This is a genomic window from Pedobacter heparinus (genome assembly GCF_032678725.1).
Taxonomy (GTDB): Bacteria; Bacteroidota; Bacteroidia; order Sphingobacteriales; family Sphingobacteriaceae; genus Pedobacter; species Pedobacter heparinus_A.
On the sequence record NZ_JAVTSC010000010.1, the window covers coordinates 54,798 to 74,209 of the forward strand.

General features: G+C 44.8%; 13 protein-coding genes. 1 reads left to right on the forward strand and 12 read right to left on the reverse strand.

Going from position 1 to position 19,412, the window contains the following annotated elements; all coding sequences use genetic code 11:
• Window positions 1–151 precede the first annotated feature (151 nt).
• Window positions 152–1,690, forward strand: coding sequence for a hypothetical protein (locus R2Q85_RS15505; protein ID WP_316812711.1), 1,539 nt, complete (start codon window positions 152–154; stop codon window positions 1,688–1,690).
• On the opposite strand, the gene R2Q85_RS15510 is transcribed toward R2Q85_RS15505, so the two are convergent.
• The 12 genes from R2Q85_RS15510 to R2Q85_RS15565 all read right to left on the reverse strand — a co-directional run bounded on the left by R2Q85_RS15510 (window position 1,687) and on the right by R2Q85_RS15565 (window position 19,409).
• Window positions 1,687–3,681 (reverse strand): hypothetical protein, encoded by a 1,995-nt coding sequence (locus R2Q85_RS15510; RefSeq protein WP_316812712.1) that lies wholly within the window; start codon window positions 3,679–3,681, stop codon window positions 1,687–1,689. The two genes, R2Q85_RS15505 and R2Q85_RS15510, sit on opposite strands and share 4 nt — an antisense overlap.
• Window positions 3,682–3,690: 9 nt before the next feature.
• Entirely contained in the window at window positions 3,691–4,497 is an 807-nt protein-coding gene (locus R2Q85_RS15515) for an amidohydrolase family protein (protein WP_316812713.1), read from the reverse strand.
• Window positions 4,487–5,461, reverse strand: a complete 975-nt coding sequence (locus R2Q85_RS15520) for an amidohydrolase family protein (RefSeq protein ID WP_316812714.1) — start codon at window positions 5,459–5,461, stop codon at window positions 4,487–4,489. The genes R2Q85_RS15515 and R2Q85_RS15520 overlap by 11 nt, the downstream gene beginning before the upstream one ends.
• Window positions 5,462–5,476: 15 nt before the next feature.
• Window positions 5,477–6,412, reverse strand: a complete 936-nt coding sequence (locus tag R2Q85_RS15525) for an amidohydrolase family protein (protein ID WP_316812715.1) — start codon at window positions 6,410–6,412, stop codon at window positions 5,477–5,479.
• A gap of 18 nt (window positions 6,413–6,430) precedes the next feature.
• Window positions 6,431–7,360 carry an amidohydrolase family protein gene (locus R2Q85_RS15530; RefSeq protein ID WP_316812716.1) on the reverse strand — a complete coding sequence of 310 codons (930 nt, stop codon included), beginning with the start codon at window positions 7,358–7,360 and terminating at the stop codon, window positions 6,431–6,433.
• Complete coding sequence (locus R2Q85_RS15535) at window positions 7,357–8,865, reverse strand: hypothetical protein (protein ID WP_316812717.1); 1,509 nt, start codon at window positions 8,863–8,865, stop codon at window positions 7,357–7,359. The genes R2Q85_RS15530 and R2Q85_RS15535 overlap by 4 nt, the downstream gene beginning before the upstream one ends.
• A gap of 4 nt (window positions 8,866–8,869) precedes the next feature.
• Window positions 8,870–10,015, reverse strand: a complete 1,146-nt coding sequence (locus R2Q85_RS15540) for a plastocyanin/azurin family copper-binding protein (protein ID WP_316812718.1) — start codon at window positions 10,013–10,015, stop codon at window positions 8,870–8,872.
• Window positions 10,006–11,238, reverse strand: coding sequence for a RidA family protein (locus tag R2Q85_RS15545; protein WP_316812719.1), 1,233 nt, complete (start codon window positions 11,236–11,238; stop codon window positions 10,006–10,008). Before R2Q85_RS15545 ends, R2Q85_RS15540 begins: the two co-directional genes overlap by 10 nt.
• Window positions 11,239–11,250: 12 nt before the next feature.
• Window positions 11,251–11,619 carry a high-potential iron-sulfur protein gene (locus R2Q85_RS15550; protein ID WP_316812720.1) on the reverse strand — a complete coding sequence of 123 codons (369 nt, stop codon included), beginning with the start codon at window positions 11,617–11,619 and terminating at the stop codon, window positions 11,251–11,253.
• Between the two features lie 63 nt (window positions 11,620–11,682).
• On the reverse strand, window positions 11,683–13,794 hold the full coding sequence (locus R2Q85_RS15555) for a PVC-type heme-binding CxxCH protein (protein WP_316812721.1): 2,112 nt from the start codon (window positions 13,792–13,794) through the stop codon (window positions 11,683–11,685).
• Between the two features lie 173 nt (window positions 13,795–13,967).
• A complete protein-coding gene (locus R2Q85_RS15560) occupies window positions 13,968–16,976 on the reverse strand; it encodes a heparinase II/III family protein (RefSeq protein ID WP_316812722.1) in 3,009 nt (1,002 codons plus the stop codon).
• A gap of 225 nt (window positions 16,977–17,201) precedes the next feature.
• A complete protein-coding gene (locus tag R2Q85_RS15565; protein ID WP_316812723.1) occupies window positions 17,202–19,409 on the reverse strand; it encodes a VCBS repeat-containing protein in 2,208 nt (735 codons plus the stop codon).
• Window positions 19,410–19,412: the final 3 nt, after the last annotated feature.

The window sequence follows — 19,412 nt, forward strand, 5'->3', positions numbered from 1 at the left end:
AACACAGTCCTTCGGTTTACAAGTTCCTTATAAAGACTATAATACTAATATAGGAGATTATTGTGTACGTTACCGTTTTTTATGAAAAAAAATTATCTTTGTTGAGAGCCGTTCTCGCGCTCAACTAATGATCTACCAAAACCACGACTACATGAAATACTTTGGAACCTGCATTGCTCTCGTTTTTACATTGACATGCATGCAGCCCTTAAAGGCACTAAGCCATTTTTATCAGCGAGGGGATACAGTTCATAAGATAGCGTTAACGATACTCCGGGCAGATAAATTGCTTGCGAATGCATCTCAGCAAGATCCATGGGAAAAAATGCCTGATGCAAGTTCGATTGCCTGGCTGGAAACAGCGAATTTAAATATGCTGGCAGATTTGTATGAAGCTACGGGGGATTCAAAATACCTGGTTGAACTGGCAAGAAGAGGCGACAGGGTATTGGGTCACCGGGATGATAAACGTGGGGTGAAAGACGGATCGGGCCTAAGCAGACCTGCCTGGAGTATGGGTTCTAAATATGTTGTGGCTAATGGCGTACTTAAAGACGAAGATGGGAAAACCCTGATTACCATTGTGTCTACCCCCTCTTCAAACAACCAGCTTACCAGGGTGGAGATTGCTCCTTTTGACAGGAAAAACAAAAACCGCTTCACCATTAAAGTAAGCAACAGCCATCACAATCGCCACGAAGTATTTGAAGATTTAAGCCTGGACCCTGCAGATGCAAGATATGCTGAAAAAATAATCAATGATCCGATGGCACCTTATGGTGCAAAGTCGGGCCATTATACAGATAAGTCTAACCTCATTGCTGTAACTGTTAAAGGTAATACCTTACCCGCCAAACAGACCATCATGATCCAACCCATTACTTTGGCCTATATAGGCTACATCGGCATTATCTATTACCCGATGCTCAGATTTGCAGAACTGGTTAAAGCAGATCCTGCTTTGAAACACTTACAGCCGGCAGCATCACGTTTTATCCAGGCTGCGGAGGAATCTTATGCTGATGCGGGAAAACGCCTCTGGCGGGAGGGCCCCAACAAAGGTGAAGGCCACTACCTCACTTGTGAACGGGGCGAATCTTTTCCTGCCGATAACGTTCCGGCACCTATAAATTATTTAGGTAAGCATGTTGCTTCGGAGTTGATCTTACATCGGCTGACTGGAAAAGAGATCTATCTGGAACGCTCGAAAAAAATGTGCCTGTTATTAAAAAACCGGTTAAACTACAATGCAGCGGCTAACTTATATACCTGGAACTATTGGTATGAGCCTATGACAACTAAGGGATGGGTTCCGGAAGACCAGCTTTCCCATAATGTAAAGTATTTTAAAGCCGCACCTTATGTGGAGGATGCTTCGCACGGTGCACTGGATATAGGCATGGTTGCAGCTGCATATCGTGAAGGAATTGTGTTTAACAAGGAAGATATGTTGCGTTTTTCCAATACCTTATTAAAAAATGTGATTACCAAAGATCGTAAAACCGTAAGGCGCAGAGTAGATGGTGGTGATGAGCACCCTGGATATTTTATGGCCCTGCGGGGCTGGCTGGAATTAGCAGCGGCAAACCAGGAGGTTTATCATGCCATACGCCAGACTTACCTTAATAATGGCGTAGAAAATCTGGCGTTCACGGCTGAATTGTTGAAATGGGAGCGCCGTCTGCTTTAAACCAGCGCCTTAATTTCTGCATATACCTTTACGCCATCCAGGTTTACAGTCAACCGGGAATAACCCTTTCTGTTTTTTTTAACTGTTACCGCAGCGTACCTGTCTCCCAGCTCTGGGCTAATGGCCTTTACCTGGTTTAATGCCAGTCTTTGAATGTCTACTTCATAACTTAAGTTGTTGTTTTCTGAAAGCGATTTTATAGCGGAAAGAATACCCACACCTGAATTGTCTTTTAAACCCGGATGGGGGACACCTGCAATTGCGGTGTTCATCATGTGAATAACAGGCTTGTCTTTATAAAATCTGATTCTAACGGCCCACCTGGCATCTCCTGCCAATTGTGTGATGACAGGTTTAAGCTTTCCTTCAGAGATCATTTTCTTTACCGGATCAAGCTTTGTGGCCGTATCTATGGTCATGAGATTTTTATATCCGCCAGTTTTCAGTTTTTCCGATAATGGAACCGAACGCTTAAATCCCTCTTCATTGTGCGTGCCAAATGGCAGTGCAAGCCAGGCAATCCCGCCTTTGGAAAGATAATGGCTGATGGCATTAAACTGGGCATCTGAAACGCAGCCAACACTATCTAATATTAACGGCGTGTGGTCTTTTTCCAAAACACCTGCATCTGCAAGTTCCAGGGCCCGGACAAAGCGATAGCCTATGTTATTTTTAACCAGGTAACGTGACCATGCCCTGGCCTTGTCCCAATGTTCCAGTCCGTCTTCGCCTCTCCAGCCATTGTCTCTGCAATAGCTGTTATTTACAAGCCGCACCTCAACCAGATCTTCTCCGTCTCTGTAATCCAGATCGCTGTGCTGTTTCTCCCATTGATGATAAGGACCTACAATGTCTTCTATTTCCATGGCATCTGCCGGGTCCTCTTCCAGGTTCTGAGTCACAGTACCACTCCAGCTTGCCACACCCCAGAAACGGCTTAAGCCCCATCCTAAATATCCGCCCGCAGTATAGGTGGAATAACAAAGGCCCATGGCAACTGCCTTGCCTCTTTTATCGGCAATATCCTTTTGGTGTACCGCTTCGGCATCCCTGTGAACCCAGTTTACGGTATTGACGTTGAGCCCCCCATTCTCCAGCATAAAGAAGTCCAGATGTGGGGCCATTTTTTCAAGATTAAGTGCCAGCACATTTAAAAATGCAGGCCCTGAACTGGAACAGCAGGTCATCAGCGGTTTATTACCAATTATAGCTTTAACCATTTTCACATGATCAGCCACCACATCAGATTTCATATGCATCCAGTCCCTGAAAACAGGATTTTGATAATTGCCCCAAAAAAGCGGGGACTTTGTGGTATCCCCAAAAAAGGATTTATCCTCAAAAGCCGGGATCTCGTGTCCATAATCCCGCTTAAACCTTTCCTGACAATGTATACATCTGCAGGTTGTCGGCCCGCCGTAATCACACATGTCATCTACTTCAATTCCATCAAAGGGAACTTCATTCATTAACCTTTTAAGATATTTCGCATGCATATCCAGGAAATCCGGATTGTTGTGGCAGAAAATCTCAAATTGATAGGTTGTTGCATAGCCCCGGCTTCCGTCGCGTACATCAACTTCACAAATGTCGTTAAAATAATAGCCTTCGTACTGCGCATATTTAGCGGCAATGGGATCCTGAAACAACAGGATACTGTGGCGATGGTTCTTATGTAGTTTCTTAAATTCAGCGCTACCGCGTGGCCTTGCTACATGGTTACAGGAATAATGGTCCATGAACTTAATATCGTACTGATGCAACTCTTCGCATACATTGGCATAATATCCATGCAACTGTCCAAAATAGTTTGAAAAATCAAACCTCACGTGAAAGCCGAAATTAATGGCGGTATCAATTTTCGCCTCAGCAAATGCCGCGGCCCTTCGCTTTATCTGATCAACAATTTTCTTTTGGGACCATTGAAGATCGGCTAAAGTAACCCACCAGCTGGCGGCATGGTGTGGTATAAAAGGCAGGGAAGGCTCCATATCAGAAAATTATATTCCCAGCATTTTTTTCGCATTTCCTGATCTCAGCAGTTCCTTGGTCTGCTCGTCTGCTTCAGCGGCTTCTAATGATTCGATACGCAATTGCCCGCTCAGGTAATCCAAAATCGGTGCATGAGTGCCAAAAGCAAACTTATCTTTACCATATCTGCCTATAAATTCGGCCATGTTGGTAATGGCCCTGCCCGAAGTATCGAACAACAGATCCGCTTTTTTTACAATTGACATTTCCTCTTCATTCAACCCGGTATTGTTGGCAAAATTCAGGATCATGTATTTGGCATCAGGAACTTCCTTGATAATCGGCAAGATGTTTTTCAGGTTCCATTCCGGCTTTGGCGTTCCCACCACATAATCAATGTCCATCCACGAACGCTGCCTGCTATCGACCATGCGAAAATTAAATGCTACCGGCAGGCCATAGTCGCGCACCCGCTTTACCAGCTCAATACATGCCGGATCGGTAATGCCAAAATCATGGTATTTGGGGTAGATCCTGATTCCTTTAAAACCATATTTCTTTACACAAACCTCCAGATCGTCTTTCCAGCCGGCATAAATAGGGTTAATTACGCCAAAAGGAATAAACCGGCCGTTAAACTTCCGGTTAGACCTGATCTCATCGTACAATTCTTCGTTTGCCGAACCTGTGTTTTTATAAAATATCCCATTCAGGTTGCTGATGACAGAAACGTCGACACCGAATTTATTCATCCGGCCCAGCAGCCCTTCACAGGTATTGTATTTCAGCTGCTGAAATGGCCAGTGGCCAACATATGCATTAATATCAATCAACATGATGTCCTCCTTTTTTTAGAATATTGTTAAAGTTTTCAAAAAATATCTTTTTTCTCTGGGCCTCCGTCAGGTTTGAAGCCAGGATTTTACCCACGCTCTGGTAGTAACAATTGTCTGAGCCGAACAACAGGCGGTCTTCACCAAGTTCTTGCAGCGCAAAGTCAATCATGTGCTCTTCATTGTTACTTCCCGAAGTATCTACATATACGTTTGGACTGTGCTTTAAAGCCTTACACATGTATTCCCAATCACCACCACCACCGATATGTGCATGCTGAAACATGGCCTCAGGATATCTTTTGGCAATGTCTACAAAATCTTCCGGTATGGATACCTGTTCCGGTTTCCTGCCGTTGTATTTCATGCGGTAGCCACCCACACCCAACTGTGTTTCGGCATGGGTATGGATGATCATTTTCAGATCGATCATCTTTTCAACGATCGGATAGAATGCAGGGTTATTAATTTTAGTCTGGTAATAGGTTTTGGCACCAACCATGCCCTGGTCAACACATCTTTTGATCTCATCCAAAGATGCTTTCAAGTGCACAGGGTTAAAGGTAAAGCTCCCGGTAAACTTATCAGGATGGTGTTTCATCACGCCAAGGATGATGTTATTGTGGTCAATAAATGCTTCGGGGCTGGGATCGGGTATCCCTTTAATCAGCCGTGTTACCGGCTTGGAAAGGATCAGTTTCCGGATGTTGAGCCGCTCTGCATAGTCGATAAGGATTTCAGCAAACTTCTTTTGTGCTTCCGGATTGCTGTTGCCAAGATCTACGTGTACGTGGGCATCAATTTTAGGATACCTCATCACTTCTTTCATGAGGTCATACTTACCTGGCAACTCCGCTGTCCAGTTCTGCCCGGCCCTTGCTTTTGGATCTAGTCCGAAAAGGCTTTCTGATACCATCAGCCCGGCTGCTGACAGGCCGGTGCTGGCAAAAAATTTCCTTCGGTTCATTGGTGTGTGTTTACATTAAAAATTTCTACCCGATTTTCTCAGGATGTTATTATAATTGTCAAAAAAAATCTTTTTTCGCTGCGTTTCTGTCAGGTTGGAACAAAGTATTTTTCCTACGCTCTGGTAATAACAGTTGTCCGTTCCAAAAAATAACCTATCCTCTCCCAGTATGTTCAAGGCGGCATCCACCATATTTTCAGGGTTGTTACTGCCAGAAACGTCAACGTAAATGTTCGGATGGTTCCGGAATGATTTACAGGCATACTCCCAATCTCCACCTCCGCCAATGTGCGCATATTGGAACATGGCTTCGGGATACCTCCCGGCGATGTCGACAAAATCTTCAGGAATGGAAGTATTGGGTTTACTTTTGGTGTCGTATTTCATCCGGTATCCTCCAAAACCCAGCTGACAATGGGCATGCATGTGGATGATCATTTTCAGCTCAATAAATTTCTCTATAATGGGGTAAAAAAGCGGGTCATTAATTTTAACCTGGTGATATACTTTTAGGCCGATCATCCCCTCGCCTATGCAGCGTTTGATTTCTTCGAGCGATTCTTTCTGGTAATTTACATTTAAGGTAAGCTGCCCGGTAAACCGGTCAGGAAATTGTTTCATCACCTTTAACACCAGGTCGTTATAGCCCCTGAAATCTTTTGGGGTCCCCTCTCCGCTGGTTATTGGCCTGGAGATGATCATTTTGGTAATGCCAAATTTCTCCGCAAATTCTATATTCTCTTCCGGGCCGCCGTTAAACAGGTGCACATGGTTATGCGCATCTATCTTTTTGTATTTTAAAATTTCTTTAACGGGGTCATAAGCCGCCCCTTCTCCAGCAAGGAAGCTCTCCTTTTCAGTTACAGCGGCTTTAGCAGGTAAGGCTCCGGATAGCAGCATACCTGCGGCAGAAAGGGTACTGGCATTGATAAATTTTCTTCGGTTGATCATAGCTGTCTGTTCAATAAATTACCTGATATTTCTTCCTGACTTCTTTAACATCTGGTTGTAATTGTCAAAAAATACCTTTTGCTTCTGGCCTGCTGTTAAATCTGCAGCGACAATTTTAGCCACTCCCTGGAAATAGGCCCCGTCACAACCAAATAACACCCGGTCTTCACCAAGCGTTTTTACGGCAAAACTCAGCATGTTTTCTTCATTATTGCTGCCACCGGTATCTACATAAATATTAGGATAGTTTTTAAATGCTTTACAGGCATACTCCCAGTCGCTGCCCCCGCCGATATGCGCGTACTGAAACATGGCCTCGGGATATCTTACAGCCATGTCCACAAAATCCTCCGGCACTGAGATATCAGGCGTGGTCTTCACATCATATTTCATACGGTAGCCACCAACTCCAAGCTGGCTTTCACCATGCACATGGATGATCATTTTATAATCAATGAACTTTTCTATTACCGGATAAAATAAGGGGTTATTGATCCTGACCTGGTTGTAAATTTTCATGCCGATCATCCCCTCGCCGGTACAACGCCTGATCTCTTCTATTGATTCTTTCTGATGTACAGGATTTATGGTCAGCTGCCCGATCAACCTGTCGGGATGCCGTTTCACGGCCTTAAGCACCAGGTTGTTATAAGCGCTGATCTCATCAGGTGTTTCGCCCATTTTTTTGGCAATAGGCACCGATATAAAGAGCTTTTCGATGCCCAGGTTATCTGCATAACCCATTTGTACTTTTGCCTGTGCATCCTGAAGATAGGCATGGGCATAGGCATCGATCTTAGGGTATTTCAATATTTCCTGAACTACATCATAGCTGGACGAGGTAGCTTCATGGCCCGGCGCAAATCCCTCCAGCCGGTTTCCCAGCAAAACACCGGCTGCTGAAACAGCTGTATTTTTAATAAAAGAAAGCCGGTTGATTGGGTTCAATTGGTAATGAGTTTATTGAGTGTATAACAGATCAGTTTGTTGGCCAAAGGCGTACCTTCTTTGCTGCTCAGGTTACCAAGCTTCAGTTCATATACATAGCCTGCCTTTAATGTGGCCAATTTTACGGATACTTTCTTTTGATCGGAAGACACTTTAATGGCAGTAACGCCAACATCCTGAATATCTCTCTGATCGGAATTGTCAACTCCCTGACTTTTGTCTTTCCGCTGGTATTTATAATAATAATGCCTGAATTTATAATTATCCGCATTCATGGCCTCGGTTTTATTTACAGGCTGGGTAAAGGTTAAGTCAAAGCCATCTTTTGTGAGGCTCATGCTGTACACATCAACCGGTGCTTTTCCGTTATACACAATCCGTTGTATGCCCAGATCTCCGCCCCAGCCATAAGCAATCTGTCCTACCCATAAACTGCCATCCGGAGCAAATGCAAGCCGGTTATTGCCCTTTCTCAAGCCATGTCCATCGATAAAAGGGATACAGGCACCCTGAAGTTGACCGCCTACCTTTTCCAGCATTACCCGCACAATGCGGTCCCTGTTTATTTCCCCTACAAATAACTGCCCTTTAAAAGGACCGAATTTACCTCCGGTAACATCACAAAGCGGTTGTGTGGGCGAGTTGGCCATAATTCCCTGCGGAAATAAAACCGCAGCTTTTGTACGCATCCGGGCCAGTTCTTCTATAGGCAGCGCAAATGGATTTTCAGCTTTCCAGTCTTTATTCCAAACCAGGCTGGCCGGATGACCGTAAAATTTTCCTTGTTCCACATGGTACAACGTGCTGGTTTCTACCCAATCACTCTGGTTATCGGTTACAAACAGGTTGTCCTGCTGATCAAAACCTAAACCATTTGGAGAGCGCATACCCGAGGCATAAGGTTCCAGTTTGCCATCAGCGCCAAGCTTCATTACCCAACCACGATAGGGTACTACGGAATACATTTCATACCGGCCGGGCTGCATGTCCCTACCTAAGGGATTGAATTTCCCTCTGATCTCTGGCTTAACTGCACCGCCCGGGGATGCGGTGTTTAAGGCGATGAAAATATTGCCTTTTTTATCTTTTACAGGACCATAATTGAATTCGTGGTAATTTCCCGAAAGACCAAAATCATCGGTTACCTTTTCATATACATCAGCTTTTCCGTCACCATCTGTGTCTTTGATCCTGGTAAGCTCCGGACGCTGCATCACTAAAACTTCCGTGTTACTGACCGCCATAATACCCAGGGGCTCATGTAAGCCCTCCGCAAATAAGGTCCAGGCTTTACTTTTGGGCTCATAGATCATCACTTCCCCACGGATAAAACACGCCACCAGGCGGCCATCCGGTAAAAAATCAAGTCCGCCGGTTTCACAGGTTAGGCCTTCGGGCATCTGGATGGTTTCCACAGTGTAGGGTTCCTTCTCCTTTTTAACCTGAGCAGATACAGCACTTATAACAAATAAACTTACCAGGCAGGTTATGTTCTTTAATTTCATCTGCTTATTTTTTTCTACTGTAAATTAAAGGATAGCTGGTTATAGTGATGCTGAATTCCCTGGCCTGCGCCGGACTGAGCCGCAGCTTTTCCCGCTCCCAGCTCCCTGCGGAAACTTCATATGTCGCAGCTTCATCATTTGTACCCGCAGCAAACCAGATTTCCTGCTTTGCATTAGGTATCCTGAACTTACAGATCAAGCCTTTGCCGTCCTGTTTAGGTAAAATAAGTTCATAAACATCTATACCATTGAGCGTATAATGAAATTCAGGATACCTGTCTATCAACCGGTAGCCCTTATATTCGGCAACAGGAATTTCATCTGGATTTCCGATCCGCAAGGGATAGGTAGTTTTGTCACGGTAAAAAACTGTTCCGATGATTTTTGCAGCGGCATCTGCATGCCCCTTCCAAATGGCGGCGTTGTCCAGAAATCCGCCTTTCCAGGCGTAGCGTAACCTGCATACCCCCGCATCCCAGCAATAGGACAAATTTTGAGGTAAGCTTACGGCTATCGCTGCCGGGCCGGCATCATCCATAAAAATACGGTATAAATAGGGAGATATGAGTGCATAAGGATGATCTGCTGCAGGTTTTTCGTTATGATGCATGTGCTGCATATCGGTTTTACCCATTGCCATTTGTTTATCTTCCTGCCGGGATGGGGGAATGTTCGGATCGCTTTTAAGATCAGGCATTTTCCCATCCGCATTCACATACATTACTCCATACATGATAAAGCCATGCCCTGGAAAGGTGCATACATAAGGATAGGCGCCAGGCTGCAATGGCGCTTTAAAGCTCAGCGATTTGGTTTGATCAGGTGTCAGGATTGGAATAGCCCACAATATGTTTGAAGATTTTGGGATATAATTCATAGCTGGTCCCTTTTCTTCTAACTGCATAGCAGCATTTACGACATCCAGCCTGGTTCCGGGCTTTGTAATTAAGAAGTTATGGCTCATGTCGTCCGTATTGGTAAAGTCCAGCTTTACGGCGGCCCCGGGCTTTACAGTAAACCTCACCACATCGAACTGTAAGCCGGGAATGACTTTCAGCGCAACTTTAATCGCTGGGTCATTGCTTTGCGCCAGGAGATGTCCGGCCTGCAATAGGAACAACAGTAACACCATTTTCTTTGTTAAAAACATACGCCGATCATATCTATACAAATACCTTTACCTGTTAAACCAACGCCCTTTACTTTAGCCTTGGAGGCAGCCGGCGGACGGTCGGCTTTATAATATTTTGGTCTGATGGTGTTCAACTCGTTGCTGGTGCTATCGTTGGCTACATAATAGGTAGCCTTGGCCAGGTGACTGAAGTCTGTACCCGCTTGTTTTGCAATTTGTCCCATTTCTGTAAATATCCCGGCTACCTCGGTCTTTGCATCGCCTGAACTTTCACCGTACATTGAGGAAAAATATACTTTTTTACCATAATTGACCCTGGTAACCTTGCTGTATACAGGCGATGCCGTCATGCCTGGAGGGGTAATAAAGTCCATTTGCGCCGCTGGTTTTTGCGGGCTGGGAGATGCCGCAATCAGCTCAATTTCGATAACAGGATCATTACTGAGCCAATCGACATATACAGTTGGCGGAATGGTATGGCCGGCAAAAAAAGTGGCCATTTCCTGCTCAACAATCCTGATGTCGCTGGCAGGACAAATGAAGGATTTGATTTGGACGATATCCGATTTATCCAACCCTAAATGTACTAACGTGGCCCCTAATTGTTTTAGCGTCTCCCGTGTAGCCTCGGCCATTTTCCCTTTTGCAGCTTGTCCTGAAACGTATACCACACCTCCTGCCGGTAAAACGGCCACCTGGGCCTGCTGTTTAGGCCCGGCAAGGTTTTCGGGTTTTAAATACTTCACTTTTTTATCGGCAGCTGATGCGGCTACCGCAATGACGTCCATGCCAACCAGCGCATCAGGGTGAATCAGATCGCCCGATACAAAACTGATTGCCGGTTTTTTCCCGGTCTTGAAACGCGTATTGAGATTTTCCTTAACCTTAACCAACAATTCAGGTTGTGCAATGCAGATGTTAATTTTAACCAGCTGTTCGCTATTGCTGCCTGCAGCTTTCAATGCAAGAGACACGTTCTCAAAAACCTGGTTCATCTGTTTGTCCAGGTCATTTTTACCTACCAAAACCCCGTTTTTGTTTAAGGGCAAAAACTGTGAGGTATGGGCCAGGGGGAGTTCATTAACCACCACTGCTAAAGAACCGCCGGTTGCTTTAGCAGCTCCTATATATTTAATAGCCAAAGGTTTATTAGGATTAACTGATGACGAGCGGTTATTTTGGGCAAAACCCGGGAAATAGCCACTACTCAAAAACAACATTAAAAGTACTTTCTTCATCATAGGAGTTAAATACTATTCACTAATCGGAGCCCAGTAGGCACAATAGCCAGTAGGGCGAACAGGGCCTTTAAACAATACACATCCGCCACAGGCCTTACCTTTTGCCGGATGCAGGTATAGCGCGCAATTGCTGCAATGGCTGTCTTCTATTGGAGATTTGTTTACGTAAGCCAGTTTTTTTCTTTTGGCAAGCTCTGCCGGACTCACACCTGTCATGTCGTCGCAAGGGTCCTTTTTTACTTGCTTAGGGTCCTGGTCAGGCGTAGTTTTGTCATTGGCTATTGCACCGGATCCAAGTAAAAGGGCCCCGCCAAAAAACATCGAGCCCAGGTATAACGATTTACTTATAAATTTTCTGCGGGAACAAGTTTTATCCTTCATCTCTATCGTTTTTTATTTTTCAGCAGCCAGCTTAAACTGGCTGCTGTGATTTATAAATTTTAATTAATACAAGGCTTTCAATTTTAAAATAGCAGCCTTAATGTCTGCTGCCGAATCAGTTTTCAGACTGCCCGCTGCCTCCTTTAATTGTGGATTTGTAGCTTTGCTCAAGCCTTTTTTCAAGCCCTTTAACAGGGAGGTCTGCCAGCTGCCTTTTTCCAAAGCAGGCTGTGATAAGGTTTCCAGATAAGCACTGACCTCCTCTTTTTTATTTCTTGCAGCAACGATTGCGGACAAGTCTTCAAGAAAAGTAAGTTTCCATGGCTCTTCTTTTTGCGTAAAAGAATCCTGCTGCAGTAATGCTTTCAACAACTCCGCTGAAGAACCTGCGTTTGAACTTAAAACAGCTGTTCTGAACCAGGAATCCTGTCCGTATTGGGCAACTACCTTTGCCAGCGCAGGTGCAACAGTTGCGCCATTGAATTCGCCTAAACTAAGTGCTGCCTGAAAAGCTACCCTGTTTGCCGGATCATTGGTCATTTGTATCACCTGTGGCAAACATTCAGGGAAACGCTCGGCCAGCATCACTGCATTTTCACGTAGCCCAGGCTCAGCATCCTGCAATGCTTTTTTTACAACCGCTGCATCTAAGGCATTTAATCCTTCCAGCACATATAAAGCGCGGAGTCTGGCTTTAGCATCTTTACTGTTATTAAACAGTGCCTTTACCGTAGGGATCACCGACTTATCGCCCCGTTCAATCAGCAGGCGGTGCGCCTGGCTTCTCCACCAGCCATTTGGATTTTCAAGTACCGCAACAAGTTTAGCACTGCTGGTATTTTTCAGGTCAATTTTTACATTTTTAGCACTGGCATTGCCAGGCAAAATACGGTAAATCCGGCCTTTGTCACTTCCGGCCATAAAGTCCATATCTGCTTTAAGGTCATCGTCTATGGAAACCGGCGTTTCGATGTGTTGCCTGTAATAATCCAGCAAATACAAATAGCCATCCGGGCCGGTTGTAAAGGTTATCGGACGGAACCAGGTATCTGTAGAAGATAAGAACTCTTTATCTTTCTCCTGATCACCACGTTTGGCAACCATAACAGGACTCTTATCTACCACACTAAGTATATCTCTATGCACCAGGTTACCAGACACATCCGTTACGAAAAAATTACCCTGGTATGCTGCAGGAAAAGCATCACCAGTATATATCGTTCCACCTGAAGCACCAGTGAAACGACCCTCTGCATACTCTATATTTTTCATATTTGCCTCCTTGAAAGCTTTGTTACGCCTGGCGGTTCTTTCGGCACGCCAGTATGGAGGTGGGGTTTCGTTAAACATGATTTCCTGATGATCAGAAATGTTTACTACAAATTTAGAAAGGCCCAGATAAGGATGTCTGTGGGTATATCTCCATGGAATGATCGATTGCTGAATGTGAATAGAGTTTTCTGTAAAAAACCGGTGCCCCCAGTCGTCAATGGTTTGTCCAAATTGGCCTGGTCCTGTTTCCAGTTCAAACTGGTTCCTGTCCAGACGGAACCTGAAATCAGCTCCCCTTACCGAAACAGGTGCTGCGTCCGGGGTTTTGCTAAAAGTAACCATTCCACTTTGTCCGCGGTTATTGGCGTAAATCCAGTTGTCTACGCCAAATCGCAGACTTGTTACCTGCGCTTCTGAATTGTTTTGAAAAAATCCGGAAAAAAGTATCTCCCTAACGTCGGCCTTTCCATCTCCGTTAGTATCTTTTAAATAAAGGATGTTGGGTGCTGCAGTTACAATAATGCCACCTTTCCAAGGTAAAATACTGGTTGCTTCAGTAACGTTCTCTGCAAATATGATGGATTTATCTACACGGCCATCTCCATTGGTATCTTTTAAAATACGGATGCGGCCCTTTCCTTTTCCAGGCTCAACTTCATAAGGATAATCGGGCATTTCCACTACATATGCATTGCCCTGTTCGTCAAATTCCAAGGCTACCGGATCAAGGACATGGGGCTCTGCAGCATACAACTGCACCTTAAAACCATTCGCAATTTTCAATTTGCCCATGGACTGTTCCGGAGAAAGCGGCCCTGGGTAACGCTGCGCCAGACAAGTTGCACCGAATAAAGTAAACAGAACGGATAAACGGACATGTCTGCCAACAAAAACACTCTTCATTTTTTTAGTTTTAATTATTTATGTGTTAAATATCGTATAAACCATTTCCTCACCTAATTTTACGCGCATTTAACAGCTTAAAAGATGGGTGTAACGGTAACGTACCCGTAAGGTATGGAGTATATTCTATATTTTCAAATTTATTTTCTGAAAATATAGCCTCTGCTGCTTTTTTACTGCCATGTTTCATGACTGGTGATCGTAAATGCAGCTCCTTCTTCAAAATCATATAAGTACCCGCCTTGATAATCATTACCCTTGTAATCGCTGATAAAAGTAATGGGTCCACAATAAACCCTGGTTAAATTACCTTCCCGTTTTACTTCAACGATGGAATAACAGGCATCCCGGTTACCTTTGGTATCTATGATGAGCTGCGCCCCGCTCATACTTCCGTCAGTTGGCAGGGCTTTATCAACCAGCAGCCAACCCCCTCCCTTCAGTTCTCTATTCATTTTCACCACTTTCCCCTTCACCGGTCCTGCAGCTGTCAGGTTCATATTTGCATAGCTGAGCTGCTTTCCGTTCAGCAAAACCCCTTTGACGGGCTTGCCTTGTTTTTGCCTTACATATCCAAGAACCCCGTCCATTTTTACGCCATCAGCGGTTCTCATGGTTTGCGTGGAATCCGGATTATAGAGGATGTAGTCTACCGTTCCGTTTACATGCTCTACTTTTAGCGATACCTGCATGCTTTTGCCATCGTCCAGACGTTTTACAGATTTAATAAAAGGGCTTTGTTTATAAGGTTCAAATAAACTGACAAAATTACTGTTCAGTACCGGTGCTGCACGATGCAGGAGCACATAACCCAGCGTTTTAGGATTACCGGGTTTATTTTGTGGTGGGTCACCATCGGCCAATGCTACATCGTCTGCCTGGTTTAACGTGTACATGCGCAAATGCACTTGATCCGCTTCCTTAACATTTCTGTAACCGGCAGCCACTTTCCAGTCGAGCATAAACTGTCCGGGAGGTTTGATATCCCTTTTAACATTGTATAAATGCGAATAGCCAATTGGAAAGCCCTTTGCAAGTGTACCCTTTGCAACTTCAGGACCGGCATAAGTTCCACCCTCCTGGGCTGTAAGATTTAATCCTTCGTTGCTGATGGTTCCGGGTGGACCATGAAAGCTGTACACATGGTCCTGGCCACCCAATACCCGGAATATGTCTATTGCATAGGCATTGCTGGTATCCGGCCCTCCGATCAACACCATGGTACGGCTGTAGTCCTTTACATCCGGGTAAGCTTTTTTCCCATCAAGTTCAAAAGCCCCAAACCCTCCCAGCTGTTTAAACATTCGGGTATGGCCTCCCCATACTTCTTTTTGGGGATGTCCGTTTACAAATACCAGGTTATGCGAAAGGGTACTCCCGGTCCATTCATTGTTGCTTGGCCATCTGGTTGCATATTCCGGATATCCGTGATCCGGGGCCAGCCAGTTGCCGAATGCCAGTAAATCGAAATTGAGCAAATCAGGATGGGCATGTTTGATGGTACGTCCAAAATTACCGGCCAGTGCAATTCCAGAAGTTCCTTTACCAATTTCCAGCGAGGCCTGGCCAAATCCCGTCATCAGCCCGGATCTCCCGTCACCTTGGTTGTTTTTTTCTACAATATTGCTAATCTCCCTGCTGAGTGATTCAGGATCTTTGGAATAGATGTCCATTCCCAGCCTTTTAACAGAATTGCCATTTGCCCGGTAGGCAGCGATGGCCATCTGCGGATCCCTTGTATAAAAATATCCCTGGGCAATAAAATTAGGATTGATATAGCTGTTGGAGACTTCACCAGTAGCACCTGCGTCACCGATATTGGGCACTGAAATGCCCAATACAGACATGCGGTAGGCCGCCATAAAGGTCGCACTGAACTGGGGGTATTCAGCAAAAATATTGTGTTTGGTATAACCTTTATAATCGGCCAGCAACTTCCCAAGTTCGGAGACCAGGTTTCCCCACATAAAGGTATATCCAGGAGCACCTTCGTCCGTAGTTCCATCTCTGTCAAAATTACGGATCATCAGGCCCGGAATATCTCCCCCATCACGTACAAATAACCAGTCGAGCCATTCGGTGGTTTCAGGCTGGATATTTAAAGCTATTGCACACCTGGCCACAGTTAACTGATGCATGCCCTGATTGCCACGGATCTGTTTTGAAAACACCGCCTTAACTGCTGTACGTAATATTCCGTTGTCTACATTTTTTACAAACAGTTCCCGTGTTCCTTTGGCCTGGGGCAGCTGATATTTCCGGGCTTGTTTTTGTAAAAATAAATAAAGCGAAGGGTCATCTGTTGTGCCACTCAGGATCTTATCGTATGCATCTGCAAACCTTTGTACCACATTTGTTTCCCATATAGAACCTTCTATTTTGCCTTTGTTGCTGCCACCATCGGAATGGTACCAGCCTCTTTTGGAATAAGGTTCCCAATCCATATCAGGATAGACGTCGGCGATGCGGTCCAGCAAAATGGCTGCCTTGTGTGCGTAACGTTTATCTCCGGTATATAAGAAAGCATCGGCAAGCGCATTTAGCCCGTTGTTGAGCTCTCTCCAATATTTCCAGGTATAGTAACCAATAAAACGGTATGCCCGCCCTTGTTCATTGACATAACCAAAACCATCGTCTACACCATATTTATGAAGTGGGTCTTTGGGATCAGGGTGCGCCAGGTTATAAAGCAGGCTTTTATCCCCTTTAGCCGGATTAAACAATCCGTGTTCATCAAGTGCAGTCTGGTAGTATTTACCGAAATCATTGGTGGGAAAAACCGATTTGCAGGAAGGACAGGTCAATTTCCATGGCTTATGCGCAAAATCAGGGTTGTAGGGATAATTTCCATACTTGGAAATCTCATGTCCGCATTTCAGGCAACCCAGGAATTTTGGACCATCTGTAAGCCGATCAAAAGTTACATCAATACAACGAGGTAAATCCTGTCCGGGAACCATGGCCCAGAGTTCGTCATCACTTTTTGACAACCAGGGCTTTGCCTGTGCAATAAACCGGGCCCTTTGTTTTGCAGCCCAGTCATACTTGTCACAATTGCTCCGTAAATTGGCTATTTTTTCGGCAGTATAAAAGCCACCGTAGATCCGGCTGGCATGGGCTTCAAGCTGCCCCAATAACATCAGGACCATGAATACATGGATCAGGCTGAATTTTAGTTTCATTTGATATGTGTGTTAAATGATAAACTATTCGCAATAAAACGTCTGTATTTGTTACCTAACCCAAATACGTTAACGTTACCGAAAATAATCATATAATTTAAAAATCAAAGGCTTCCGGAACTTTTCTTTTGAAAATAAACCGACATTGTTACAAAACGTGTACGTAAACCATAAAAAATGGGGTGCCCTTAGCAGGACACCCCTTGATAGCGAATATAAATCTGATTACCACCAGGAATTAAACCTGGAATAAACAGCTGTTCCAATCGGTGTAGCTGGCTGCTGTGTGGTGTAGATCATCAACCCGTGAACCTTTGGGTTCGACTTTGCAGCACCCATCATCTTATCCGTTGTAAACGCTGTTGGTGCGGTAGTACTCTGGCTATGCGTGGAGGCATAAATTCCAAGAAACAGCAGTCGGTTTGAATTGGCCTGCCAGGCCGAAAAATCGTTAATCTCGGTATTGATGAGGTTTAATCCGCCGGCGATGTCTGACGACGGGAGCACAATCGCCCCATGCATGTTCCAAGCAGTTCCTGTTCTAGTCACATCGGGTGGGACTATTGTAGCTGGATTCTTTGTTTTTTCATTTCTAAAGTAAAAGGTAAAACCATCCGTATATTCCCTTACCCAGTTCTGACCTGTGGTAACTGCATAATAAACCGTAGGGATAAAAGCAATATCTTCATTTTGATCACGCAGGTTCTTTATCATTTTACCCAGCATTACCCGGGTAAAAATTTTAGACCCGACCTCATTGGTATTGTGGTCGAAATCGTCGATATTGATGCCGGCAAGGTTGGGATATTTGTTGGCCAGGATACCAAGCAACTTGAACCAGGCCGGGAAATCATTTGCATTTGGATTACTGGCTCCACCTGAAAACAAGGCACGTTCATCAGTGATGCCCGAGCCGAGTTCCGCACTACCAATATAAGGAGAATCGCCTGGTTGCGGAAGGTAGCTTGGAGCAGTAGCACTTTCACTTGGAGGAACCAATACCGGGATGACTTTAATAATTGAGCCACTGGATTTAAGCAGCTCTAAAAATTCAATAAATGCCTTATACTCTGTCCCTTTTGGGTAATATGTGCCGGTAGCAGGATCAATCCAGCGGTCTGCCATCATAAAAGCAAAAGTGTAGATCTTATTAGTTTCACAGAATGTCTTTAAGCCAGCCACGTTGAGGCTACCATCAGCATTTCGCATAAACGCCTGGTAATAAGAGCCAAAACTGAAACCATTGCGGGATAAACTAAGTTTTTTAGCGTTAAATCTGGTTGAAATATCTCCGAACACACCGAGAGTAGTGCCACCTGTTTTTTGTCTTATACCGACCAGTTGATCACCGCCAACGTTGATAATGGTTTGCCCGGCTGCAATACCAGTCCATGGCCAGGCTGTCTCGCTGGAGAAATCCTGAGTACTGAGCAGGCTGGGTGCAGTACCTGTTCCGTTGTAATGATGGTAGCTGAAATAAGCGCTGCTGTTCTTATAAAGGACAAATTCTTTTCCATTGGTTTTATCCTGGTCAAATTCACCAATTGCAACACCCAGCCATGGATAATGAGTGGTTCCACCTCCATAATTATAGCTCCCCGCTGCATTTACGGTCCAGGTGCTCGTCCCGGAAACTTTGTACACCAGGATATCGTCATCACTGCCAGTACCGTTTCTGACAGCCATAAATTCTGCTTTGCCATCACCGTCCAGATCGCCGGCTGCAACGCCTCCCCATTGATTTAATGTAGGGTCATCCGGGAGATTGATATAGCCTTTCAGGACAAGGGAACTGCCGGAAAGGGCATAAAAAATAAATTGCGAATGCGCGTCTTTCGCTACTACAACTTCGGCTTTACCATCTCCGTCAAAATCTCCTGCCGCGATCCCTTTAAAATTGTAAAGCCCTGAGCCCACTTGTAATGAAGCCAGCAAGGTGACTGTTCCGGAAAAATTAAGCGGCATCTTGTAAACCAGGATATTGGTGATTCCGGCACCATTTCGCAGAATGATCAGTTCATCAATCCCATCACCATTCATATCTCCGGCAGCAACCCCTTTAAAATCATTGCCGGAAGTCACATCGAAAGAGAAAGGAATCTGGTAATGACTGCCATCATTCGCCGACCTCATAAATATTACATGGCTGGTTGCCCTTTTGATAATCGCCATGGTGGCAATGCCACTGCCATCAAAATTTCCACAGGCTACTCCCTTGAAAAGCCGGTTGGTACTGCCTGCCGGATAATCGAAATTTTTGAGCTGAACAGGGTTCACCACAGATAACAAGCCCATTGGCCCCGCTGGAGTACTGCTAATTTCAGACCCTTTCTTCTCCTGGAGATCTGCCTGTTTACAACTAAATGATACACATAATGCAGAGCAGAGCAATGCATTTAAAATACATTTCATCGTTAAATTTAGTGTTTTCATAAG